Origin of the sequence: Pseudomonas sp. RHF3.3-3, assembly GCF_048069595.1 — a bacterium.
GTDB classification, from domain to species: Bacteria; Pseudomonadota; Gammaproteobacteria; order Pseudomonadales; family Pseudomonadaceae; genus Aquipseudomonas; species Aquipseudomonas fuscovaginae_B.
The window spans coordinates 1,626,986-1,650,056 of record NZ_CP182250.1 but is presented as its reverse complement, the minus strand read 5'-3'; the positions used below and the strand labels follow the sequence as shown (position 1 = coordinate 1,650,056).

Below are 23,071 nucleotides of genomic sequence, written 5' to 3'. Positions count from 1 at the left end.
ATCAGAGGACCTGGACATGTTCCGCCCCAAACTGTTGTTCACCAGCCTCGCCGCACTCGCCATCGGAGCCTGCTCGCCGCAGGATCCACAGGCCCTCACTTCGGCAGCGATCGCCAAGCAGGTGATCCTGCCGACCTACAGCCGCTGGGTCGAGGCCGATCGCCAACTGGCGATCAGCGCCCTGGCCTTCTGCGAAGGCAAGGCCAGCCTGGACACCGCCCGTGCCGACTTCCTCCACGCCCAGAAAGCCTGGGCCGAACTGCAGCCGTTGCTGATCGGGCCACTGGCCGAGGGCAACCGCTCCTGGCAGGTTCAGTTCTGGCCGGACAAGAAGAACCTGGTCGGCCGCCAGGTCGAGCAACTGGTCAGCGCCCAGCCGCAGATCGATGCCGCCACCCTGGCCAAATCCAGTGTGGTCGTCCAGGGCTTGTCGGCCTACGAATACATTCTGTTCGACAGTCGGATCGACATGGCCGACAGTGCGCAGAAAGCCCGCTACTGCCCTCTGCTGACCGCCATCGGCGAACGCCAGAAGACCCTGGCCGAAGAGATACTGTCGCGCTGGAACAGCAACGACGGCATGCTCGCGCAGATGAGCAAGTTCCCGAACCAGCGCTACGCCGACTCCCACGAGGCCATCGCTGACCTGCTACGGGTCCAGGTCACCGCGCTGGACACCCTGAAGAAGAAACTCGGCACGCCGATGGGCCGTCAGGCCAAGGGTATTGCCCAACCGTTCCAGGCCGATGCCTGGCGCAGCCAGTCTTCGCTGCAGGGCCTGGAAGCCAGCCTGGCGGCGGCCCGCACCGTCTGGGTCGGGGTCGACAACAAGGGCCTGCGCGGCCTGCTGCCGGCCGAGCAGAAGCCGTTGGCCGACAAGATCGATGCCGCCTACGCCGCATCGCTGAAGCTGTTCGCCAGCAACCAGCGCTCGCTGACCGAGATGCTCGGCGACGACGCCGGTCGCCAGCAGCTCAACGACCTCTATGACAGCCTCAACGTCGTCCATCGCCTGCATGAAGGTGAACTGGCCAAGGCGCTGGGTATCCAACTGGGCTTCAATGCCAACGACGGTGACTGATGATGCTGCGACGCCAGGCCCTGACCCTGGGTAGCCTGCTGCTCGGCGCGATCACGCTGGGCGGCTGGACCCTGTTCCGACAGAAAGGCAAAAGCCCGCTCCTGCTTTCGGCCCGCGACGACGGCGAGGGCGGACACTATGCCGTGGGTTATCGACTGGATGGCCAGCAGGTCTTCGCGACCCGGGTCAGCCAGCGTTGCCACGACATCATCCACCACCCCGCGTTGCCCCTGGCGGTGTTCATCGCCCGCCGCCCCGGCACGCAGAGCTACCTGATCGATGTGCGCGACGGGCGCCTGCTGCAGACCCTGGTCTCGCAGCCGAACCGGCACTTCTACGGCCATGCGGTGATCCACAAGAGTGGCGACTGGCTGTACGCCACCGAAAACGACACCAGCGATCCGGGGCGCGGCCTGCTCGGGGTCTATCGGTTCGAAGGTGAGCGCCTGGTCCATGCCGGCGAGGTCCCCACCCACGGCATCGGCCCGCACCAGGTCTCGTGGATGCCCGATGGCGAAACCCTGATCGTCGCCAACGGCGGTATCCGTACCGAGGCCGAAAGCCGGGTGGACATGAACCTCGATGCGATGGAGCCGAGCCTGGTGCTGATGCAGCGCGACGGCACCCTGCTGAGCAAGGAGGCCCTGGCCCAGCAGATGAACAGTGTTCGCCACCTGGGCGTGGCCGCCGACGGCACCATTGTCGCCGGCCAGCAGTTCATGGGGCCGTCCCACGAGTCGTCCGAGTTGCTGGCGATCAAGCGTCCCGGGCAACCGTTCGTGGCCTTCCCGGTGGCCGAACAGCAGTTGCAGGCAATGGGGCACTACACCGCCAGCGTCGCGGTGCACAGCGATCTGCGCCTGGTGGCCTTGACCGCGCCACGGGGCAACCGGTTCTTCATCTGGGAGCTGGACAGCGGCCAACTGCGCCTGGATGCCCACCTGCCCGACTGTGCCGGCGTAGGCGCGGTGGCCGACGGCTTCGTGGTCACTTCCGGCCAGGGCCGCTGCCGTTTCTATGATTGCCGCCAGAAGGAGCTGACAGCAAAACCCCTGGATCTGCCTGCGGGACTCTGGGACAACCACCTGCATCTGGTGTAAGACACACGGGCCCTGTTCGCGGGCAAGCCTGGTTCCTACAGGGAGGAAGGATACGATGAGCGTCAGTGTGACCTCGTCGTGCAGGAGCCGGGCTTGCCCGCGAATGCTATCGCGCCAAAGCCCTCGAACGCCCCCTTCTCAAGTCACGCCATTGGCGTAATATCTGCTGACAAGTAGCTTCAAGGCGACGCCTGGGTGCGGGGTTATCGTGCAGGGCGGTTGTTCGACCTTCCGTTAGCCTCGTCTCCAAGGAACTGGAATATGCTGCGTCGCCGCATGCTGATCATGCTGGGTCTCGTCCTTCTCGTCGTGCTGGCGCTCGCCGGCTACAAGGCTTTCTCGATCTACAAACAGATCCAGGTCTACTCCGCTCCCAAGCCGGCCATTCATGTCGCGGCGGTGACCGCCAATGCCCGCCCCTGGCAGGAGCGTCTGCCCACCGTGGGCACGCTCAAGGCCCTGCAGGGCGTCAACCTGAGCCTGGAAATCGCCGGCACGGTCAAGGCCGTGCAATTCGAGTCCGGGCAGAAGGTCAAGGCCGGACAGCCGCTGCTGCAACTCGACAGCGATGTCGAAAGCGCCCTGCTGGAAACCGCCCAGGCCGACCTGGGCCTCGCCGAGCTGGACTACGGCCGGGGCGCCAAGCTGGTCGGTAGCCAGGCGATCTCCCGCGGTGAATTCGACCGGCTCTCGGCGGTGCGGCAAAAGAACCGGGCCACGGTCAACCAGCTCAAGGCCGCCCTGGCCAAGAAGAAGATCCTTGCGCCATTCAGCGGCACCATCGGTATCCGCCAGGTGGATGTCGGCGACTATCTCGCCAGCGGTACGGTGATCGCCACCCTGCAGGACCTGAGCAGCCTCTATGTGGATTTCTACCTGCCCGAGCAGTTCATCCCCAAGCTGGCGGTCGGGCAACCGGTGCAACTGAGCGTCGCCGCCTATGGGCAGGAAGTCTTCCCGGGCCTGCTCAGCGCCATCAACCCCAAGGTCGATGAAACCACCCGCAACGTGCTGGTGCGTGCCACCCTGGCCAATCCCGCTGGCAAGCTGCTGCCGGGCATGTTCGCCAACCTCCAGGTGCTGCTGCCGGACCCGCAGCCCTATGTGGTGATACCGGAAAGCGCCGTCACCTACACCCTCTACGGCAACTCGGTGTATGTCGTGACCCAGAAAAAGGCCGAGGACGGCAGCGTGCTGAAGGAAACCGACGGCCAGCCGCAACTGATGGCGCAGCGGCGCTTCATCAAGACCGCCGAACGGCGTGACGGGCTGGTCAAGGTCATCGAGGGCCTCAAGGACGGTGAGCAGGTGGTCAGCGGCGGGCAGTTGAAGCTGGACAATGGCGCGCACATCGCCATCAGCCCGGACAAGATGGCGCCCGCCACGACCACCGCCCCTCAGGCGAACTGATCAGGGAGTCGATCATGGCCTTTACCGATCCGTTCATCCGCCGTCCGGTGCTTGCCTGCGTGGTCAGCCTGCTGATCGTCCTGCTGGGTTTCCAGGCCTATAGCAAGCTGCCGCTGCGCCAGTACCCACAAATGGAGAACGCCCTGATCACGGTGACCACCGCCTACCCCGGGGCCAACGCCGAAACCATCCAGGGCTACATCACCCAGCCGCTGCAACAGAGCCTGGCGAGTGCCGAGGGCATCGACTACATGACCTCGGTCAGCCGACAGAACTTCTCGGTGATCTCGATCTATGCCCGGATCGGCGCCAACAGCGACCGGCTGTTCACCGAGTTGCTGGCCAAGGCCAACGAGGTGAAGAACAAGCTGCCGCAGGACGCCGAGGACCCGGTGTTGAGCAAGGAGGCCGCGGATGCCTCGGCGCTCATGTACATCAGCTTTTTCAGCGACCAGTTGAGCAACCCGCAGATCACCGACTACCTGTCGCGGGTGATCCAGCCCAAGCTGGCGACCCTGCCGGGCATGGCCGAGGCGGAGATTCTCGGCAACCAGGTGTTCGCCATGCGCCTGTGGCTGGACCCGGTGAAGCTGGCCGGCTTCGGCCTCAGCGCAGCCGACGTGACCAATGCGGTACGCCACTACAACTTCCTGTCCGCCGCCGGCGAGGTCAAGGGCGAGTACGTGGTCACCAGCATCAACGCCAGCACCGAGCTGAAGTCCGCCGAGGCCTTCGCGGCGATCCCGCTCAAGACCGCCGGCGACAGCCGCGTGCTGCTCGGTGACGTGGCACGGGTCGAGATGGGCGCGGAGAACTACGACACCATCAGTTCCTTCGGTGGTACGCCCTCGGTCTACATCGGCATCAAGGCCACGCCGGGCGCCAACCCGCTGGATGTGATCAAGGAAGTGCGCAAGATCATGCCGGAACTGGAAGCCCAGTTGCCGACCAATCTCAAGGCGGAAATCGCCTACGACGCGACCCTGTTCATCCAGGCCTCGATCAACGAGGTGGTCAAGACCCTCTTCGAGGCGGTGCTGATCGTCATCGTGGTGGTGTTCCTGTTCCTCGGCGCCCTGCGCTCGGTGGTGATTCCGGTGATCACCATTCCGCTGTCGATGGTCGGCGTGCTGTTCTTCATGCAGTTGATGGGCTACTCGATCAATCTCCTCACCCTGCTGGCGATGGTGCTGGCGATCGGGCTGGTGGTGGACGATGCGATCGTCGTGGTGGAAAACATCCACCGGCATATCGAGGAAGGCAAGACCCCGCTGGAGGCCGCCCTCGAAGGCGCACGGGAAATCGCCCTGCCGGTGGTGTCGATGACCATCACCCTGGCCGCGGTATACGCCCCCATCGGCTTCCTGCAGGGCCTGACCGGCGCGCTGTTCAAGGAGTTCGCCCTGACCCTGGCCGGTGCGGTGGTGATCTCCGGCGTGGTCGCCCTGACCCTGTCACCGATGATGTGCGCCCTGCTGTTGCGCCACGACGGCAACACCACGGGGCTGGCGCACCGCCTCGACCAGATGTTCGAAAGCCTCAAGCAGCGCTACCGCAAACTGTTGCACACCACCCTCGATACGCGCCCGGTGGTGGTGGTGTTCGCGGTGATCATCCTCGGGTTGATTCCGGTACTGCTGAAATTCACTCATTCGGAGCTGGCGCCCGACGAGGACCAGGGCATCATCTTCATGATGGCGACCGCACCGCAGCCGACCAACCTGAACTACCTGAACCAATACACCGACGAATTCATCACTATCTTCAAGGAATTCCCGGAATACTACTCATCGTTCCAGATCAATGGCTTCAATGGCGTGCAGTCGGGGATCGGCGGCTTCCTGCTCAAGCCCTGGAACGAACGCCGGCGCACGCAGATGCAGATCCTGCCCGAAGTCCAGGGCAAGCTGGCGAGCATTGGCGGGCTGCAGGTCTTCGGTTTCAACCTGCCGTCACTGCCGGGTACTGGCGAGGGGTTGCCGTTCCAGTACGTGCTCAACACCCCGAACGACTACAGCGCGCTGCTGGACGTCGCCGACCGGATCAAGAAACGCGCACTGGAGTCCGGCAAGTTCGCCTTCCTCGATATCGACCTGGCCTTCGACAAGCCCGAGGTGGTGGTGGATATCGACCGCGCCAAGGCCGCGCAGATGGGGGTGTCGATGCAGGACCTGGGCGCGACCCTGGCGACCCTGCTCGGTGAGGCGGAAATCAACCGGTTTACCCTCGAGGGTCGCAGCTACAAGGTAATCGCCCAGGTGGAGCGCGCCTACCGGGACAATCCCGACTGGCTCAACAACTACTACGTGAAGAACAGCGAGGGCAGGCTGCTGCCCCTGTCGACGCTGATCAAGGTTTCCGACCGTGCCCGTCCCCGGCAGTTGAACCAGTTCCAGCAGTTGAACTCGGCAATCATTTCCGGAGTACCGCTTGTCAGCATGGGAGAAGCCATCGAGACCATTCGCCAGATCTCCGCCGAGGAAGCGCCGACAGGATTTGCCAGCGACTATGCCGGCGCCTCGCGACAGTACGTCCAGGAGGGTAATGCGCTGTGGGTGACCTTCGGCCTGGCCCTGGCGATCATCTTCCTGGTGCTGGCGGCGCAGTTCGAGAGTTTCCGTGATCCGCTGGTGATCCTGGTGACGGTGCCACTGTCGATCTGCGGGGCGCTGGTTCCGCTGTTCCTCGGCTGGTCGAGCATGAACATCTATACCCAGGTGGGCCTGGTGACGCTGATCGGGCTGATCAGCAAGCACGGGATCCTGATCGTCGAATTCGCCAACCAGTTGCGTCAGGACAAGGGACTGTCGGCGCGGGAAGCCGTGGAGGAGGCAGCGGCGATTCGCCTGCGGCCGGTGCTGATGACCACGGCGGCGATGGTATTCGGCATGGTGCCATTGATTCTCGCCAGCGGCGCGGGGGCGGTGAGTCGCTTCGATATCGGCACGGTGATCGCCACCGGGATGTCGGTGGGGACGCTGTTTACGCTGTTCGTGCTGCCGTGCATCTACAGCCTGCTGGCGCGGAAGGACAAACCCGTGGCTTGAATCCTTGTGGGAGCGGGCCTGCCCGCGAAGAGGGCCTTGGGGGCACCGCAAAAGGCTTCGCGGGCAAGCCCGCTCCCACAGCAAGCCTGCTTCCACCGGCATGCACAAAAAGCCGCTTCCAAAGCGGCTGGCTATGACCCACCTGTCGTCACTGGAACAGCGATTCGCTCGACAGGCCGTTCTTCTCCAGGATCTCGCGCAAGCGTTTGAGGCCCTCGACCTGAATCTGCCGTACCCGTTCACGGGTCAGGCCGATTTCCAGGCCAACGTCCTCCAACGTGCTGCTCTCATGACCGCGCAGGCCGAAACGCCGCACCACCACCTCACGTTGCTTGTCGGTCAACTCCGATAGCCACTGGTCGATGCTCTGGGAGAGGTCGTCGTCCTGCAGCAACTCGCAGGGATCGGTCGGCCGATCATCCGTCAGCGTGTCGAGCAGGGTCTTGTCCGAGTCCGGGCCGAGGGAAACGTCCACCGAGGACACCCGCTCGTTCAGGCCGAGCATGCGCTTGACCTCCCCGACCGGCTTTTCCAGCAGGTTGGCGATTTCCTCGGGAGAAGGCTCGTGGTCGAGCTTCTGCGTCAACTCGCGGGCTGCCCGCAGGTAGACGTTGAGTTCCTTGACCACATGGATCGGCAGACGGATGGTACGGGTCTGATTCATGATCGCCCGTTCGATCGTCTGGCGAATCCACCAGGTGGCATAGGTCGAAAAGCGGAAACCGCGCTCCGGGTCGAATTTCTCGACCGCCCTGATCAACCCGAGATTGCCCTCCTCGATCAGGTCCAGCAGCGAAAGCCCACGGTTGACGTAACGTCGGGCAATTTTCACCACCAGGCGCAAGTTGCTTTCAATCATGCGTTTGCGGCCCGCCGGATCGCCGCTTTGCGACAGCCGCGCAAAATGGACTTCTTCTTCCGGGGACAACAAGGGGGAAAAACCGATTTCATTGAGATACAACTGGGTCGCATCCAGGGCCCGGGTGTAGTCAATGTATTTGTGCTGCTTGAGTGCAGCAGCATTTTTGGTCTTGGCACGAACTGGGGGTGGAGAACTATCGTCCTCCGGCATCATATCCATGACAATGTCGGAGTCCATAAGGAGCACCTCATCGTCGATGTCAAACCCCGGCGCTTCTTTACTGAGAGCCATTGTTATAGTCCTTTGGTGAGTTCGACCTCAGGCTCAAGCGGCGCCTTTATCCCTGGCAACGCTGGAACCTGTTCCCACTACGTCATGAGAACAGGCTGGAAAACGGATCAACGACGCGGCAGGAATTGCAATGGGTCTACGGGTTTGCCCTGGCGGCGAATCTCAAAGTGCAGTTTCACCCGGTCTGTACCAGTTGATCCCATCTCGGCAATTGTCTGTCCGACTTTGACCTGCTGCCCCTCCCGAACCAACAGCCTGCGGTTGTGACCGTAGGCACTGACGTAGGTATCGCTGTGTTTGATGATGACAAGTTCGCCGTAGCCCCGTAACCCACTTCCGGCGTATACAACCGAACCATCAGACGCAGCTAAAACAGGCTGTCCCAAATCTCCGGCGATATCAATACCTTTATTCAAACTACCGTTTGAAGCAAATTTTCCAATTAAAATACCGTTTGCCGGCCACGCCCAGCCCTTCGGCGCGGGCCCCGCAGGCGGGGTCGCAGTCGCCGCACCGGTCGGGGCCGGTGTCGCTGCCGCAGTCGTGGCAGGCGCTCCGGCGGCAGTCGCCGGACGCCTCGTGACGGTGATCTTGCTCGACGACGAGGATGACGAACTGGTGGTCGAAGTCGCTACGGCCGGCGTTGAATTTGAACGGCTGTCGAAGCGAATCGCCTGACCGACATGGATGGTATACGGCTCCTGGATATTGTTGCGCGCGGCCAGGGCTTTCCAGTCCCAGCCGTAGCGAAAGGCAATCGAGAACAATGTATCGCCGCGGACAACAACATGTTGACCAGTGGTGGTCATCGGTCGTTGCGGGGCGGAGCTGACGGAATTAGTTACATTGCCATTGCGATCGACGACGCGCACGCCGTTCTTGGGAGCACTGGAGCAACCAGCCAGTAAAGCACTGAGGGCAAGACCGATCATCAGGCGCTGAACGCTTGTTTTACCCATACGCTGCCGAATGACTGTGAGATGCACCCGCCGCTCCCTTTGTGTTGTCTGAAATGAATATGGAGTGCCCATACAGGCGCCAGTGTGACGCAAGTATAACTGGCCGTTGGAGTTTTACGGACAGCAAAGCTGTCATGGGCGAGCAGCTTGTACAGTTCGACAGCGAAAGTCGACACACTTTAAACAGGCGCTGCTCGCAAGTTCCGACACTAGGACCGATAACACTCAACAGAATTCAGCGCACTTGTTGAACAAATAAAGCCGGGTTCAGGCCAGAGGCCCGTTGAGCAATGGAACAAAACGGACTGCACCGAGCACATGCCGGGAAAATCCATGTTCCTCACGCACGATCAGCATCAGTTGCTGGACCTCACCCGCCCCTACCGGAATCACCAGGCGCCCGCCAGGAGCCAGTTGGTCGAGTAACGCCTGGGGTACATCGGTGGCAACCGCGGTGACGATAATGCCGTTATAGGGTGCCAGGGCCGGCCAGCCTTCCCAGCCATCACCCCAACGGAACACCACGTTGCGCAGGTTGAGCTCGACCAGACGCTCCTTGGCACGGTCCTGCAGGACCTTGATCCGTTCGACCGAAAACACCCGTTCGACCAGTTGCGACAGCACCGCGGTCTGGTAGCCGGAACCGGTGCCGATCTCCAGCACCTTGTCCAGCGGCCCGGCCTCCAGCAGCAGCTCGCTCATGCGCGCCACCATGTAGGGTTGGGAAATGGTCTGGTTGTGGCCGATCGGTAGCGCGGTGTCTTCATAGGCCCGGTGGGCCAGGGCTTCATCGACGAACAGATGACGCGGAGTGCGACGGATCACCTCCAGCACCTGGGGGTTGGACAGCCCTTCCTCGTAAAGCCGCTGAATCAGGCGTTCGCGGGTTCTCTGCGAGGTCATGCCGATCCCGCCCCGCAACAAATCGTTCTCACGCGCCATCAGGCAAGCCCCTCCAGCCAACCACCCAGGCTGGCAAAGGCATCGTTGAAGGTACGATCCAGTTGCAGCGGAGTAACCGAAACGAAACCCTGCATCAACGCATGGAAGTCCGTACCCGGGCCGCCATCCTCGACATCCCCGGCCGCGGCGATCCAGTACCCGGCCTTGCCCCGCGGATTGACTTCGCGGATCGGCGCCGCCGCCCGCGCCCGATGCCCCAGGCGGGTCAGGCGGATGCCGCGGATATGCTCCAGCGGCAGGTTCGGCACGTTGACGTTGAGTACTGTGCGCGGCGGCAACTCGAGACCTTCATGGGCCTGCACCAGCAAACGGGCGAAATGCGCCGCAGTGGCCAGGTTGTCGACCTGATGGGAAGCGAGCGAAAAGGCGAAGGAGGTCCGGCCCAGGAAACGGCCTTCCAGCGCAGCACCGACCGTGCCGGAATACAGCACGTCGTCGCCAAGGTTGGCGCCCAGGTTGATGCCCGAGACCACCATGTCCGGTTCGTGGCCCAACAGGCCATTGACGCCCAGGTGCACGCAATCGGTCGGCGTGCCGTTCAGGCTGATGAAGCCGTTGGGCTGGGTGTGCGGATGCAGCGGACGGTCGAGGGTCAGCGCACTGCTGGTGCCGCTCCTGTCCTGGTCCGGGGCAATCACCCGGCACTCGGCATAGTCCGCCAGCGCAGCATGAAGCGCGGCGAGACCGGGGGCGAAAACCCCGTCGTCGTTGGAAATCAGAATACGCATGAGCTGTCCGTCTGTCCCACCGGCACCAGATCAACGAGCTCGCGCACCAGAACAGTGGCGAAGCATCCGGCCGGCAGGACGAATTCCAGTTGCAGAATGTCCAGCGATGGATAATGCCACGTCAGCCCGCCAATGGGCAGCCGCAGGATGCGACGTTCGTGCTCCATTCCCGCCTTGGCCAGCCATTGGCACAATTGCGGCTCACGCGCGGCAACGGCCTGTTCCAGTTCGAAGGTCGCGGCGGCCGCCGGGGAAGGCCCCTGCCCCCACTGCGGACCGGTCGGATGCAGGTCGAGAATCGCCAGGCGCGGGTCATGGCATTCGGCTTCGTTGGCCGGGAAAAAACTGCGGCTGTCGGTAAAGGCCAGCAGGTCGCCCACCTGGGCGCGGTTCCAGCTGCCATCGGCGACCCGCGCCGCCAGCACCTGGTTGAACAGATAGCTGCGGGCGCTGGAAAGCAGCCGCGAACGCACATTGCGCTGCTCCGGCAGGGCCTGGCGCGCCGCATAGTCACGGGCCTCGCCGAGATTGCCGCCCTGGTGGCCGAAGCGCTGGGTACCAAAGTAATTCGGAATGCCCAGCCGGCTGATCTGTTCCAGGCGTTGCTCCAGCCCCTGCCGGTCCGCCGCCAGTTGGCTCAGGCGCAGGGTGAAACCGTTGGCCGAGTGGGCGCCGCGCTGCAGCTTGCGCTTGTGCCGGACACTCTTGAGGATTCGCAGCGTGTCGTTCTGCGCGGCGGTCATGTCCGGATCGGCCTTGCCCGGCAACTGGATGCTGAACCATTGCCGGGTCAGCGCCTGGCGGTCCTTCAGCCCGGCGTAGCTGACGGTGCGCAAGGGCACGCCGGCGGCCCGGGCAAGACGGCGGGCCGCTTCCTCGGTGTTCAGGCCGCGTTTCTCCACCCACAGCCACAGGTGTTCGCCATCGCCGGACAGGGGGATGTCGAGCACTTCATCGACCTGGAAATCTTCCGCGGTGGCCTTGAGCACCGCGCTGCCCAGCGCCTCGCCATGGGCGCGGGGGCCCAGCAGTTCCAGTTCCGTCATGCGCGCAGCAACAAGGCGACGGAATGCACCGCGATGCCTTCCTCACGCCCGGTAAAGCCGAGCTTTTCGGTGGTGGTGGCTTTTACGTTCACTTGGTCCAGCTCAACTTCAAGGTCCTCGGCGATCAACGCGCGCATCGACTCGATATACGGTGCCATTTTCGGTGCCTGGGCAACGATGGTGTTGTCGACGTTGCCGACCCGCCAGCCGCGCTCCTTGAGCAACGACATCACGTGACGCAACAGCACGCGGCTGTCGGCGCCCTTGTAGGTCGGGTCGGTGTCGGGAAAATGCTTGCCGATGTCGCCCAATGCCGCCGCACCCAGCAATGCGTCACTCAGGGCATGCAGCAGTACGTCGCCGTCGGAATGAGCCAGCAGCCCACGGTGGTGCGCGATCCGCACGCCACCCAGAGTGATGAATTCGCCTTCGGCGAAACGGTGAACATCATAGCCGTGGCCAATACGCATAAAAAAACGCCCCGATTTAGTCAGGGCGTGATTCTACCTGCTTTGTCCGACATTAGCCGCTAAGAGCTTCGCTGTGATGCTTCAAATGATCATCGATGAAGCTGGCGATGAAAAAGTAGCTGTGGTCGTAGCCCGGCTGCAGGCGCAGGGTCAGCGGATGCCCGGCCTGCCTGGCCGCCTGCTGCAAGGCCTCGGGCTTGAGCTGATTGGCCAGGAAGTCGTCGCGGTCGCCCTGATCCACCAGGATCGGCAGCTTCTCGCTCGCCTCGCTGATCAGCGCGCAGGCATCCCATTCGCGCCAGCGTGCACGCTCCTCGCCCAGGTAACGCGAGAACGCCTTCTGCCCCCACGGGCAATCCATCGGGTTGCTGATCGGCGCGAAGGCCGACAGCGACTGGTAACGCCCCGGATTGCGCAAGGCGCACACCAGCGCGCCATGGCCGCCCATGGAGTGGCCACTGATTCCGCGCTTGTCGGAGGCCGGGAAATGCGCCTCGATCAGGGCCGGCAGCTCGTGCACCACATAGTCGTGCATCCGGTAGTGGCGGGCCCAGGGCTGTTGCGTCGCATTCAGGTAGAAACCGGCGCCGAGACCAAAATCCCAGGCATTCTCGGGATCGCCGGGCACTTCCGGACCACGCGGACTGGTATCCGGGGCAACGATGATCAACCCCAGTTGCGCGGCCATGCGCTGGGCGCCGGCCTTTTGCATGAAGTTTTCATCGGTACAGGTCAGCCCGGACAGCCAGTACAGCACCGGCAGCTTGACACCCTGCTCGGCCTGCGGCGGCAGGTAGACGGCAAACACCATGTCGCAACCGAGCACATCGGAATGATGTTTATAGCGTTTATGCCAGCCGCCGAAGCTCTTCTGGCAAGAGAGGTTTTCCAGGGACATAAGCACAACTCCACACTGCAGGGGCCGGCTGACGGCTGGCCCCTGCAAGGTAATCAGAAGTGGATGACGGTACGGATGCTCTTGCCTTCATGCATCAGGTCGAACGCCTTGTTGATGTCTTCCAGGCCCATGGTGTGGGTGATGAAGGTATCCAGCGGGATCTCGCCCTTCTGCGCCATGTCGACATAGCTCGGCAGCTCGCTGCGGCCACGCACGCCACCGAACGCCGAACCGCGCCAGACGCGACCGGTCACCAGTTGGAACGGACGGGTGGCGATTTCCTGGCCGGCACCGGCCACGCCGATGATCACCGACTCGCCCCATCCCTTGTGGCAGCACTCCAGCGCCGCACGCATCAATTGCACATTGCCGATGCACTCGAAGGAGAAATCCACACCGCCATCGGTCATGTCGACGATGACTTCCTGGATCGGACGGTCGAAATCCTTCGGGTTGACGCAATCGGTGGCGCCCAGTTGCCGGGCGATCTCGAACTTGGCCGGGTTGATGTCGATGGCGATGATACGGCCGGCCTTGGCTTTCACCGCGCCGATCACCGCCGACAGGCCGATGCCGCCCAGGCCGAAGATCGCCACGGTATCGCCAGCCTTGACCTTGGCGGTATTGATCACCGCACCGATCCCGGTGGTGACGCCACAGCCGAGCAGGCAGACCTTCTCCAGCGGCGCATCCTTGGCGATCTTGGCCACGGAGATTTCCGGCAGCACGGTGTACTCGGAGAAGGTCGAGGTGCCCATGTAGTGGAAAATCGTCTCGCCCTTGTAGGAGAAACGCGAAGTACCGTCCGGCATCAGGCCCTTGCCCTGGGTGGCGCGGATGGCCTGGCAGAGGTTGGTCTTGCCCGACAGACAGAATTTGCACTTGCCGCATTCCGGGGTGTACAGCGGGATGACGTGGTCGCCGACGGCCACCGAGGTCACACCCTCGCCGATCGCCTCGACGATCGCACCGCCCTCGTGGCCGAGGATGGACGGGAAGATACCTTCCGGGTCCGCACCGGACAGAGTGTAGGCATCGGTGTGGCAGACGCCGGTGGCCACGACACGCAGCAGCACTTCACCGGCCTTGGGCATGGCGACATCGACTTCGACGATTTCCAGCGGCTTCTTCGCCTCGAAGGCAACGGCAGCACGTGACTTGATCATCCAGCAACTCCTGAAAAGTGAATGGCAAAGACCAGAGTGTAAATCATCGACTATTGGTGAATAATCAGGCCGAAAGCAAAACATTATTGCCATACAGGGATAATCGGATGAGCGAGAACGGCTGGGAAGGGATCGACGAGTTCGTCGCCGTAGCCGAGTGCAGCCAGTTCACCGCGGCGGCGGAGCGCCTGGGAGTGTCCTCTTCGCACATCAGCCGGCAGATCGCCCGGCTGGAGGAACGCCTGCAGACCCGCCTGCTCTATCGCAGCACCCGGCGCGTGACGCTGACCGAGGCCGGGCAGACTTTCCTGCAACACTGCCAGCGCCTGCAGGACGGACGCGAGGAAGCACTGCGGGCGGTGGGTGACCTGACCAGCGAACCCAAGGGCATGCTGCGCATGACCTGCGCGGTGGCCTACGGCGAACGCTTCATCGTGCCGCTGGTCACCGCGTTCATGGGGCTGTATCCGCAGTTGCGGGTGGATATCGAGTTGAGCAACCGCACCCTGGACCTGGTGCATGAAGGCCTGGACCTGGCGATTCGCCTCGGCCGCCTCCAGGATTCCCGGTTGGTGGCAACCCGGCTGGCGCCCAGGCGGATGTATCTGTGCGCCTCTCCTTCCTACCTGGAGCGGTATGGCCGGCCCCACAGCCTGTCGGAACTGAGCCGGCACAATTGCCTGATCGGCAGTTCGGATATCTGGCAACTGGAGCAGGATGGCCGCGAATTTTCCCAACGGGTCCAGGGCAACTGGCGCTGCAACAGTGGCCAGGCAGTACTCGATGCGGCGTTGCAGGGGGTGGGGTTGTGCCAGTTACCGGACTATTACGTGCTGGAACATTTGCACAACGGCACGCTGATATCCCTGCTCGAAGCGCACCAGCCGCCGAATACCGCGGTGTGGGCGCTGTACCCGCAACAGCGGCACCTGTCGCCGAAAGTACGCAAGCTGGTGGATTATCTCCGGGAGGGGTTGGCGAAGCGGCCGGAGTACCAGGCCTGAAGATCGGCGGCGCCGGGCCTGGTGCTTTCGCGGGCAAGCCCGGCTCCTACAGATCCGCGTCGTATAAAAGAGGATGAGCTGTAGGAGCGGGGCTTGCCCGCGAACAGCAACCGCCTCAGCGGCGATTGGCCCAGCGCAGGCGCAGCCACTCCAGGTCCTCGGGACGGGTGACCTTGATGTTGTCCGAACGTCCCTCGATCAGGCGCGGCGCCTGGCCGGCCCACTCCATCGCCGAAGCTTCGTCGGTGATGGTCGCGTCAGCCACCAGGCTGTCGGCCAATGCCCGGTGCAAGGCACCCAGGCGGAACATCTGTGGCGTATAGGCCTGCCAGATCAGCGCCCGATCGACGGTTTCCAGCACCCGCCCCTGTTTGTCCACCCGCTTGAGCGTATCCCGCGCCGGTACGGCCAGCAGGCCACCCACCGGGTCGTCCGCCAGTTCGGCGAGCAAGGTATCGAGGTCGTCGCGGGACAGATTCGGCCGGGCCGCATCGTGAACCAGCACCCAGTCGTCATCCGCCGCCCCCAGGGCATGCAGATGCAACAAGGCATTGAGTACCGAGTCGGCACGCTCGGCGCCACCGTCGACACGCCGGATACGCGAATCGCCTGCACAGGCCAGGGTCGGCCAGTAGGGATCATCGGGCGCCAGGCTCAGCACCAGCCCCTTGAGGCCCGGATGATCGAGAAAACAGCCGAGGCTGTGTTCGAGAATGGTTCGTCCGCCCAGTTGCAGGTACTGCTTGGGACGGTCGGCCGCCATACGGGCACCTACACCCGCGGCAGGAATCACGGCCCAGAAGGCCGGTAGCGATGAGTCAGTCATTGTGCCAGCTGATAAAGGGTTTCGCCGTCCTTGACCATGCCCAGCTCATGGCGAGCACGCTCTTCAACGGTCTCCATGCCTTTCTTCAGTTCAAGAACTTCCGCATCGAGGACACGGTTGCGCTCCAGCAGGCGCTCGTTCTCGGCATGCTGTTCGGCAATCTGTTGGGTCAGGTCGGCTACCTGTGCCAGGCTCCCGTTACCCACCCAAAGGCGGTACTGCAGGCCAGCCAGCAGCAGGAGCAGGACAAGGAACAACCAGTTGGGACTGCGCATCGAATTTCGTTTACCCAGTGAAAAGACAGCCAAGCCGACGTCCATATACCAACAGCAAGAGCCTGGATATACCCAGGCCCGTGCTTGTCAGCCATCAGATTAGTTGCGAAAAAACCGCTATAGCGACTTTTCCGACACAATCCGGTGTCTTTTTACCATCTACGGCTTAACCGCGAAACTCGGAACGACCGTTGTACTTCGCCTTGGCGCCCAATTGCTCTTCGATACGCAGCAGTTGGTTGTACTTGGAAACGCGGTCGGAGCGGCACAGCGAACCGGTCTTGATCTGGCCGGCAGCGGTACCCACGGCCAGGTCGGCAATGGTCGAGTCTTCGGTTTCACCGGAACGGTGCGAGATCACCGCGGTGTAGCCGGCAGCCTTGGCCATCTGGATGGCTTCCAGGGTTTCGGTCAGGGAGCCGATCTGGTTGAACTTGATCAGGATGGAGTTGGCGATCTTCTTGTCGATGCCTTCCTTCAGGATCTTGGTGTTGGTCACGAACAGGTCGTCACCCACCAGTTGGGTTTTCTCGCCGATCTTGTCGGTAAGGATCTTCCAGCCGGCCCAGTCGGACTCGTCAAGGCCGTCTTCGATCGAGATGATCGGGTAGCGCTGGGTCAGGCCCTTCAGGTATTCGGCGAAACCTTCGGCGGTGAACACCTGGCCTTCGCCGGACAGATTGTACTTGCCGTCTTCGAAGAACTCGCTGGCCGCGCAGTCCAGAGCCAGGGTCACGTCGGTGCCCAGGGTGTAACCGGCATTGGCAACGGCTTCGGAGATGACTTTCAGGGCATCTTCGTTGGATGCCAGGTTCGGTGCGAAACCACCTTCGTCACCTACCGCGGTGCTCAGGCCACGGGCTTTGAGCACGGCTTTGAGGTGATGGAAAATCTCGGTGCCCATGCGCAGGCCTTCGGAGAAGGACTTGGCGCCAACCGGCTGAACCATGAATTCCTGGATATCGACGTTGTTGTCGGCATGTTCGCCACCGTTGATGATGTTCATCATCGGAACCGGCATCGAGTAGACACCTGGAGTACCGTTCAGGTTGGCAATGTGTGCGTACAGCGGCAGGTCCTGGTCCTGGGCTGCAGCCTTGGCCGCGGCCAGGGACACCGCGAGGATGGCGTTGGCCCCCAGGTTCGCCTTGTTCTCGGTACCGTCGAGGGCGATCATCGCATGGTCCAGAGCCTTCTGGTCCGCTGGGTCCTTGCCCAGCAGCAGGTCACGGATCGGGCCGTTGATGTTGGCGACGGCCTTCAGTACACCCTTGCCCAGGTAACGGCTCTTGTCGCCATCACGCAGCTCCAGCGCTTCACGCGAGCCGGTGGAAGCACCGGACGGAGCGCAGGCGCTGCCGATGATGCCGTTGTCCAGAAGCACGTCCGCTTCCACAGTGGGGTTGCCACGGGAGTCGAGAACTTCACGACCTTTGATGTCGACGATTTTTGCCATTGTTGTAAACACTCCACAGTTGACGAAACCATGCAGGCACCGGCTTGCCGGCGATCAGCTGTCCGCGGGGTCGATAGCCGACCGCCGGGTCTGATCGCCGGCAAGCCGGCGACTGCAAAAGCAATGCGGCCGGCAGGCCAGAGCGAAAAATTGTGTGGCAGTTTACCGGAGAAATGAGGATCAGGCCGTTTCTACGGTCGGAAAACTCTTAATCAGTTCATCCAGAGCCTTGAGCTGGCTGAGGAACTGCTCCAGTTTGTTCAGACGCAGGGCACAAGGGCCATCGCACTTGGCATGGTCCGGATCCGGGTGCGCCTCAAGGAACAACCCCGCCAGGCCCTGGCTGATGCCGGCCTTGGCCAGGTCGGTAACCTGGGCGCGGCGACCACCGGCCGAATCCGCACGGCCGCCCGGCATCTGCAGGGCGTGGGTGACGTCGAAGAACACCGGGTACTCGAACTGCTTCATGATGCCGAAGCCGAGCATGTCGACCACCAGGTTGTTGTAGCCGAAGCTCGAACCACGCTCGCAGAGGATCAACTGGTCGTTGCCGGCTTCCACGCACTTGTTCAGGATGTGCTTCATTTCCTGGGGGGCGAGGAACTGGGCTTTCTTGATGTTGATCACCGCACCGGTCTTGGCCATGGCGACCACCAGGTCGGTCTGGCGCGACAGGAAGGCCGGCAACTGGATGATGTCGCAGACCTCGGCGGCCACGGCGGCCTGGGCAGGCTCGTGGACGTCGGTGATGATCGGCACGCCGAAGGCCTGCTTGATGTCCTGGAAGATCCGCATGCCCTCTTCCAGGCCGGGGCCACGGAAGGAGGTCACGGAGGAACGGTTGGCCTTGTCGAAGCTGGCCTTGAACACGTAGGGGATACCGAGTTTCTCGGTGACCCGCACGTACTCTTCGCAGACCTGCATCGCCATGTCACGGCTTTCCAGCACGTTCATGCCACCGAACAGCACCATCGGCTTGTCGTTGGCGATCTCGATGTCGCCGACGCGAATGATCTTCTGGGCCATCAGTCTCACGCCTTCTTCTGGTGTTGGGCCAGTGCCGCCTTGACGAAACCGCTGAACAGCGGATGACCGTCACGCGGGGTCGAGGTGAACTCGGGGTGGAACTGGCAGGCGACGAACCATGGATGATCCGGAGCCTCGACCACTTCCACCAGCGCGCCATCACCGGAACGACCGGAAATCTTCAGACCGGCTTCCATGATCTGCGGCAGCAGCTTGTTGTTCACTTCGTAGCGGTGGCGATGACGCTCGACGATCACGTCCTTGCCGTAGCAACCATGGACCTGGGAACCGGCTTCGAGCAGGCATTCCTGGGCGCCCAGGCGCATGGTGCCACCCAGGTCGGAGGCTTCGCTACGGGTCTCGACGGCACCGGAGGCGTCTTCCCATTCGGTGATCAGGCCGACCACGGGGTGGCCGCTGCTGCGGTCGAACTCGGTGGAGTTGGCGTCCTTCCAGCCCAGCACGTTACGGGCGAACTCGATGACCGCCACCTGCATACCCAGGCAGATACCGAGGTAGGGAACCTTGTTCTCGCGAGCGTACTGGACGGCAGTGATCTTGCCCTCCACGCCGCGCAGGCCGAAGCCGCCAGGAACCAGGATCGCATCGACGCCTTCGAGCAGGCCGGTGCCCTGGTTCTCGATATCCTCGGAATCGATGTAGCGCAGGTTGACCTTGGTGCGGTTGGTGATGCCGGCATGACTCATCGCCTCGATCAGCGACTTGTAGGCGTCCAGCAGTTCCATGTACTTGCCGACCATGGCGATGGTGACTTCGTGCTCGGGGTTGAGCTTGGCATCGACGACCTTTTCCCATTCGGACAGGTCGGCACCGTTGCACTGCAGGCCGAAACGCTCGACGACGAAATCGTCCAGGCCCTGGGCGTGCAGCACGGCCGGGATCTTGTAGATGGTGTCGACGTCTTCCAGGGAGATCACCGCACGCTCTTCAACGTTGGTGAACAGGGCGATCTTGCGACGCGAGGAGACATCCACCGGATGGTCGGAGCGGCAGATCAGCACGTCAGGCTGCAGGCCGATGGAGCGCAGCTCCTTCACCGAGTGTTGGGTCGGCTTGGTCTTGGTCTCGCCAGCGGTGGCGATGTACGGAACCAGGGTCAGGTGCATCAGCATCGCGCGCTTGGAGCCGACCTCGACCCGCAACTGGCGGATGGCTTCGAGGAACGGTTGCGACTCGATGTCGCCCACGGTACCGCCGATTTCCACCAGGGCCACGTCGGCATCGCCGGCACCCTTGATGATGCGACGCTTGATTTCGTCGGTGATGTGCGGGATCACCTGGATGGTCGCACCCAGGTAGTCACCACGGCGCTCCTTGCGCAGGACGTGCTCGTACACGCGGCCGGTGGTGAAGTTGTTGTTCTGGGTCATGGTGGTGCGGATGAACCGCTCGTAGTGACCCAGGTCCAGGTCGGTCTCGGCGCCATCATGGGTGACGAACACTTCACCGTGCTGGAACGGGCTCATGGTGCCCGGATCGACGTTGATGTACGGATCCAGCTTGAGCATGGTGACTTTCAGCCCCCGCGCCTCCAGGATGGCCGCCAATGAAGCCGAGGCAATGCCTTTCCCCAATGAAGAAACAACACCGCCCGTGACGAATATATAGCGCGTCATGAAAAACCCTAGAAGTCTGCGTTAAAGCGGTCCGAGCCGCCCGGGAAAGCGAAGGAAGGCCGAAGCCCCCGATCACCAGCATTAATCACAGTGCATCTTTCAAAAAAACCGCCGCGTTGGGACAGACCGGAAGTGACAACACCGGTACGTTGCTCGCTACACATTTTTTGGAATCGCCCAGCAAAGACTGCTTGGTAATCGGCAACTGCTGTCATTCAGGCGAATCAACAGAAGTTGTATCAAGAAGGGAGCGTAGTCTACCGGAAAGCGGCTTTCAGCTCAAACCTTGATCGCTCGAAGGTGGCTGCCACTGCAAATGCCAGTCGCCGAACGCCCGCCCGTCGAGCCCGGCCAGGTTGGCCACGGCCAGCAACTGGCCGTCCCGGTAGACCAGTGGCAAGCGGCCACGGACGAACCAGGGCACCCCGCTTTCATTGAGCAGCCGCTTGAGATCGCGATGCCCGCGATCCGGCAGGTGCAGCACCTCGCCTCCCTGGCGATAGCGCACCTGCAACGGACCGGAGGGTGCCTCGCCGACGATCAGCAACTCGCCATTGTCCGGCAATTCCAGGCCACGCCGCGGGTCGCGCCAGTCGATATCCGCCCGCGGCTGGCGCAACCAGGAACCACTCAGCCACCACAGGTGCTCGTCGGCCCGGTGCAACTCGCCCTCGGCCAGGCGCCACTTGGGCCGGGCATCATGCCCGGCATCGCGCAGGTCCTCCCAGCCGGCCCAATGGTCGCTGTCCGGCAATTGCGTCAGCGGTTCCAGCCAGTGGCGCAACAGGTTGCGCTGGCGTGCCTCGGACAACTCGGCGAGCGCATCCAGGGCCAGTGACGGCATGCCCAGCCAGTCATAGCGGGAATGGGCCTGGGCGTTGTCCAGGTCGATTTCGGCCAGGTCATCCAGCAACTCCTGGGCCTCGCGCAGATGGGCCGCGCTGCGCACCATGCTGCCGACCGCCTGCGGCCAGCGCTCGGCCAGCCCAGGAAACACCCGGTGACGCAGGTAATTGCGGGAGAACTGCTGGTCGGCGTTGGACGGATCCTCGATCCAGTTCAGACCATGCTCGCGGGCGTATCGCTCGAGCTCTACGCGCGAAACATCGAGCAATGGCCGAACCAGATAGCCGCCCCCCACTTCCCGCTCGCTCGGCATCGCCGCCAGGCCACGGACCCCTGCCCCCCGCAACAGGCGAAACAGCAACGTTTCGGCCTGATCGTCACGGTGCTGGGCGGTGAGCAGGACATCATTCAACTGAGTCACCCCGGCGAACGCCAGGTAGCGGGCATCCCGCGCGGCGCGCTCGAGACTGGTGCCCAGCTGGACGCTCACCCGCACTACCTGCAACGGCACGCCCAGCGAATCGCAGATGGCCTGGCAATGCTCGGGCCAGCTGTCGGCAGCGATCTGCAGGCCATGGTGGATATGCAGGGCCCGAAGCTCGGGCAGGGATTCGGTCTTGCCCAGGCGGGCCAGCAGGTGCAGGAGGACGGTGGAGTCGAGGCCACCGGAGAAGGCCAGGCGCCAAGTGGAGGCATTGCGCCAGGGTGCCAGGGCTTGAAGCACCCTGAAGGGCAAATCGATATCTGACTGACGCATGAATTGAGACGCCCTAGATCCTGTAGGAGCAGAGCTGGCTCGCGAAGGCGACTTCACCCATGAGGCGAACCCACTGGATGGCCGCCTGCGGCGGTTCGCGAGCAAGCTCGGCTCCTACCGTCATGCGCAGGAGCGAAGCAAGCCCGCTACCAAGGTAGCTCTACTTAGAGACCATAGCTCATCAGACGCTCATAGCGACGAGCCAGCAGCGTTTCGTTGTCGAGCTTCTTCAGCATCGCCAGTTGCGAACTCAGTTCTGCACGGATCAGCGCCGAAGCGGCCGCCGGATCACGGTGCGCGCCGCCCAGTGGCTCGGCGATGACCTTGTCGACGATGCCCAGGCCTTTCAGGCGCTCGGCGGTGATGCCCATGGCCTCGGCGGCGTCCGCAGCCTTCTCGGCGGTTTTCCAGAGAATCGAGGCGCAACCTTCCGGCGAGATCACCGCATAGGTCGAGTACTGCAGCATGTTCAACTGGTCGCATACGCCAATCGCCAGTGCGCCGCCGGAACCACCCTCACCGATCACGGTGGCGATGATCGGGGTCTTCAGGCGCGACATGACGCGCAGGTTCCAGGCGATCGCCTCGCTCTGGTTGCGCTCTTCGGCGTCGATCCCCGGGTAGGCACCCGGTGTATCGATGAAGGTCAGGATCGGCATCTTGAAGCGTTCGGCCATTTCCATCAGACGGCAGGCCTTGCGATAGCCTTCCGGACGCGGCATGCCGAAGTTGCGACGCACCTTCTCACGCACTTCGCGGCCTTTCTGGTGGCCGATGACCATTACCGGCTGGTCGTCCAGGCGGGCGATACCACCGACGATCGCAGCGTCGTCGGCGAAGTGGCGATCGCCGTGCAACTCATCGAACTCGGTGAAGATGTGTTCGATGTAGTCCAGGGTGTAAGGGCGACGCGGGTGACGCGCCAGACGAGCAATCTGCCAGCTGGTCAGTTTGCCGAAAATATCTTCTGTCAGCGTGCTGCTCTTTTCCTGCAGTCGGGAGATCTCATCGCCGATGTTCAGCGAGTTGTCATTACCGACCAAGCGCAGTTCTTCGATCTTGGCTTGCAGGTCAGCGATCGGCTGTTCGAAATCAAGAAAATTCGGGTTCATAAGCGTCCGTCTTGGGTCGAGCACAGTAGTTTTTACACAGCCTGGCCGGCCGATTGATCTGTATCGCGCCCTACATTACGGGATATGGCGCGTTCAGGTCGAGATTAAAAG

General features: G+C 62.7%; 20 protein-coding genes. 5 read left to right on the top strand and 15 right to left on the bottom strand.

The window, feature by feature from the left end:
- Nucleotides 1-16: 16 nt before the first annotated feature.
- The 4 genes from ACMGT0_RS07435 (at nt 17) to ACMGT0_RS07420 (ending at nt 6,638) form a co-directional block, all read left to right on the top strand.
- Complete coding sequence (locus ACMGT0_RS07435) at nt 17-1,081, top strand: imelysin family protein (protein ID WP_054061826.1); 1,065 nt, start codon at nt 17-19, stop codon at nt 1,079-1,081.
- Between the two features lie 2 nt (nt 1,082-1,083).
- Nucleotides 1,084-2,181, top strand: coding sequence for a DUF1513 domain-containing protein (locus ACMGT0_RS07430; protein ID WP_416773435.1), 1,098 nt, complete (start codon nt 1,084-1,086; stop codon nt 2,179-2,181).
- 261 nt (nt 2,182-2,442) lie between these two features.
- Nucleotides 2,443-3,591, top strand: a complete 1,149-nt coding sequence (locus ACMGT0_RS07425) for an efflux RND transporter periplasmic adaptor subunit (protein WP_054061827.1) — start codon at nt 2,443-2,445, stop codon at nt 3,589-3,591.
- 14 nt (nt 3,592-3,605) lie between these two features.
- Complete coding sequence (locus ACMGT0_RS07420; RefSeq protein ID WP_054056384.1) at nt 3,606-6,638, top strand: multidrug efflux RND transporter permease subunit; 3,033 nt, start codon at nt 3,606-3,608, stop codon at nt 6,636-6,638.
- A 148-nt stretch (nt 6,639-6,786) separates the two neighbouring features.
- On the opposite strand, the gene rpoS is transcribed toward ACMGT0_RS07420, so the two are convergent.
- The 8 genes from rpoS to ACMGT0_RS07380 all read right to left on the bottom strand — a co-directional run bounded on the left by rpoS (nt 6,787) and on the right by ACMGT0_RS07380 (nt 14,021).
- Nucleotides 6,787-7,791: an RNA polymerase sigma factor RpoS gene (gene rpoS / locus ACMGT0_RS07415; RefSeq protein ID WP_017127149.1), complete on the bottom strand. Its 1,005-nt coding sequence runs from the start codon at nt 7,789-7,791 to the stop codon at nt 6,787-6,789.
- Nucleotides 7,792-7,898: 107 nt separating this feature from the next.
- Complete coding sequence (locus tag ACMGT0_RS07410) at nt 7,899-8,777, bottom strand: peptidoglycan DD-metalloendopeptidase family protein (protein ID WP_081009782.1); 879 nt, start codon at nt 8,775-8,777, stop codon at nt 7,899-7,901.
- Nucleotides 8,778-9,017: 240 nt separating this feature from the next.
- Nucleotides 9,018-9,653, bottom strand: a complete 636-nt coding sequence (locus ACMGT0_RS07405) for a protein-L-isoaspartate(D-aspartate) O-methyltransferase (RefSeq protein ID WP_192842707.1) — start codon at nt 9,651-9,653, stop codon at nt 9,018-9,020.
- 38 nt (nt 9,654-9,691) lie between these two features.
- Complete coding sequence (surE, locus tag ACMGT0_RS07400) at nt 9,692-10,441, bottom strand: 5'/3'-nucleotidase SurE (protein WP_054058423.1); 750 nt, start codon at nt 10,439-10,441, stop codon at nt 9,692-9,694.
- Complete coding sequence (gene truD, locus ACMGT0_RS07395; protein ID WP_273819444.1) at nt 10,429-11,487, bottom strand: tRNA pseudouridine(13) synthase TruD; 1,059 nt, start codon at nt 11,485-11,487, stop codon at nt 10,429-10,431. Before truD ends, surE begins: the two co-directional genes overlap by 13 nt.
- Nucleotides 11,484-11,957, bottom strand: a complete 474-nt coding sequence (ispF, locus tag ACMGT0_RS07390) for a 2-C-methyl-D-erythritol 2,4-cyclodiphosphate synthase (protein WP_054058425.1) — start codon at nt 11,955-11,957, stop codon at nt 11,484-11,486. The genes truD and ispF overlap by 4 nt, the downstream gene beginning before the upstream one ends.
- A 52-nt stretch (nt 11,958-12,009) precedes the next feature.
- A complete protein-coding gene (fghA, locus tag ACMGT0_RS07385; protein WP_192842706.1) occupies nt 12,010-12,861 on the bottom strand; it encodes an S-formylglutathione hydrolase in 852 nt (283 codons plus the stop codon).
- 47 nt (nt 12,862-12,908) lie between these two features.
- On the bottom strand, nt 12,909-14,021 hold the full coding sequence (locus ACMGT0_RS07380; protein ID WP_054058427.1) for an S-(hydroxymethyl)glutathione dehydrogenase/class III alcohol dehydrogenase: 1,113 nt from the start codon (nt 14,019-14,021) through the stop codon (nt 12,909-12,911).
- Between the two features lie 107 nt (nt 14,022-14,128).
- On the opposite strand from ACMGT0_RS07380, the gene ACMGT0_RS07375 reads away from it, so the two are divergent.
- Entirely contained in the window at nt 14,129-15,025 is an 897-nt protein-coding gene (locus ACMGT0_RS07375; protein WP_017906253.1) for a LysR substrate-binding domain-containing protein, read from the top strand.
- 115 nt (nt 15,026-15,140) lie between these two features.
- On the opposite strand, the gene ispD is transcribed toward ACMGT0_RS07375, so the two are convergent.
- From ispD to ACMGT0_RS07340, 7 genes are all read right to left on the bottom strand, one after another.
- Entirely contained in the window at nt 15,141-15,851 is a 711-nt protein-coding gene (gene ispD / locus ACMGT0_RS07370) for a 2-C-methyl-D-erythritol 4-phosphate cytidylyltransferase (RefSeq protein WP_054058428.1), read from the bottom strand.
- On the bottom strand, nt 15,848-16,126 hold the full coding sequence (gene ftsB / locus ACMGT0_RS07365; protein ID WP_017906255.1) for a cell division protein FtsB: 279 nt from the start codon (nt 16,124-16,126) through the stop codon (nt 15,848-15,850). The genes ispD and ftsB overlap by 4 nt, the downstream gene beginning before the upstream one ends.
- 166 nt (nt 16,127-16,292) lie before the next feature.
- Nucleotides 16,293-17,582, bottom strand: coding sequence for a phosphopyruvate hydratase (gene eno / locus ACMGT0_RS07360; RefSeq protein WP_054058429.1), 1,290 nt, complete (start codon nt 17,580-17,582; stop codon nt 16,293-16,295).
- A gap of 180 nt (nt 17,583-17,762) precedes the next feature.
- Nucleotides 17,763-18,608 (bottom strand): 3-deoxy-8-phosphooctulonate synthase, encoded by an 846-nt coding sequence (gene kdsA, locus ACMGT0_RS07355; protein WP_054058430.1) that lies wholly within the window; start codon nt 18,606-18,608, stop codon nt 17,763-17,765.
- Nucleotides 18,609-18,613: 5 nt separating this feature from the next.
- Nucleotides 18,614-20,245 (bottom strand): CTP synthase, encoded by a 1,632-nt coding sequence (locus ACMGT0_RS07350; RefSeq protein WP_416772014.1) that lies wholly within the window; start codon nt 20,243-20,245, stop codon nt 18,614-18,616.
- 274 nt (nt 20,246-20,519) lie between these two features.
- Complete coding sequence (gene tilS, locus ACMGT0_RS07345) at nt 20,520-21,848, bottom strand: tRNA lysidine(34) synthetase TilS (RefSeq protein WP_416772012.1); 1,329 nt, start codon at nt 21,846-21,848, stop codon at nt 20,520-20,522.
- Nucleotides 21,849-22,012: 164 nt separating this feature from the next.
- Entirely contained in the window at nt 22,013-22,960 is a 948-nt protein-coding gene (locus ACMGT0_RS07340; RefSeq protein ID WP_054058433.1) for an acetyl-CoA carboxylase carboxyltransferase subunit alpha, read from the bottom strand.
- Between the last annotated feature and the right edge of the window lie 111 nt (nt 22,961-23,071).

Bases quoted from the DNA above. Each gene is read 5' to 3' on its own strand.
- ACMGT0_RS07380 (WP_054058427.1), bottom strand. From the start codon at position 14,021: ATGATCAAGTCACGTGCTGCCGTTGCCTTCGAGGCGAAGAAGCCGCTG.
- eno (WP_054058429.1), bottom strand. From the start codon at position 17,582: ATGGCAAAAATCGTCGACATCAAAGGTCGTGAAGTTCTCGACTCCCGT.
- ACMGT0_RS07375 (WP_017906253.1), top strand. From the start codon at position 14,129: ATGAGCGAGAACGGCTGGGAAGGGATCGACGAGTTCGTCGCCGTAGCC.
- ftsB (WP_017906255.1), bottom strand. From the start codon at position 16,126: ATGCGCAGTCCCAACTGGTTGTTCCTTGTCCTGCTCCTGCTGCTGGCT.
- ACMGT0_RS07430 (WP_416773435.1), top strand. From the start codon at position 1,084: ATGCTGCGACGCCAGGCCCTGACCCTGGGTAGCCTGCTGCTCGGCGCG.
- ispD (WP_054058428.1), bottom strand. From the start codon at position 15,851: ATGACTGACTCATCGCTACCGGCCTTCTGGGCCGTGATTCCTGCCGCG.
- kdsA (WP_054058430.1), bottom strand. From the start codon at position 18,608: ATGGCCCAGAAGATCATTCGCGTCGGCGACATCGAGATCGCCAACGAC.
- tilS (WP_416772012.1), bottom strand. From the start codon at position 21,848: ATGCGTCAGTCAGATATCGATTTGCCCTTCAGGGTGCTTCAAGCCCTG.
- truD (WP_273819444.1), bottom strand. From the start codon at position 11,487: ATGACGGAACTGGAACTGCTGGGCCCCCGCGCCCATGGCGAGGCGCTG.
- surE (WP_054058423.1), bottom strand. From the start codon at position 10,441: ATGCGTATTCTGATTTCCAACGACGACGGGGTTTTCGCCCCCGGTCTC.
- ACMGT0_RS07420 (WP_054056384.1), top strand. From the start codon at position 3,606: ATGGCCTTTACCGATCCGTTCATCCGCCGTCCGGTGCTTGCCTGCGTG.
- ACMGT0_RS07435 (WP_054061826.1), top strand. From the start codon at position 17: ATGTTCCGCCCCAAACTGTTGTTCACCAGCCTCGCCGCACTCGCCATC.
- rpoS (WP_017127149.1), bottom strand. From the start codon at position 7,791: ATGGCTCTCAGTAAAGAAGCGCCGGGGTTTGACATCGACGATGAGGTG.
- ACMGT0_RS07405 (WP_192842707.1), bottom strand. From the start codon at position 9,653: ATGACCTCGCAGAGAACCCGCGAACGCCTGATTCAGCGGCTTTACGAG.
- ACMGT0_RS07425 (WP_054061827.1), top strand. From the start codon at position 2,443: ATGCTGCGTCGCCGCATGCTGATCATGCTGGGTCTCGTCCTTCTCGTC.
- ACMGT0_RS07350 (WP_416772014.1), bottom strand. From the start codon at position 20,245: ATGACGCGCTATATATTCGTCACGGGCGGTGTTGTTTCTTCATTGGGG.
- ACMGT0_RS07340 (WP_054058433.1), bottom strand. From the start codon at position 22,960: ATGAACCCGAATTTTCTTGATTTCGAACAGCCGATCGCTGACCTGCAA.
- ispF (WP_054058425.1), bottom strand. From the start codon at position 11,957: ATGCGTATTGGCCACGGCTATGATGTTCACCGTTTCGCCGAAGGCGAA.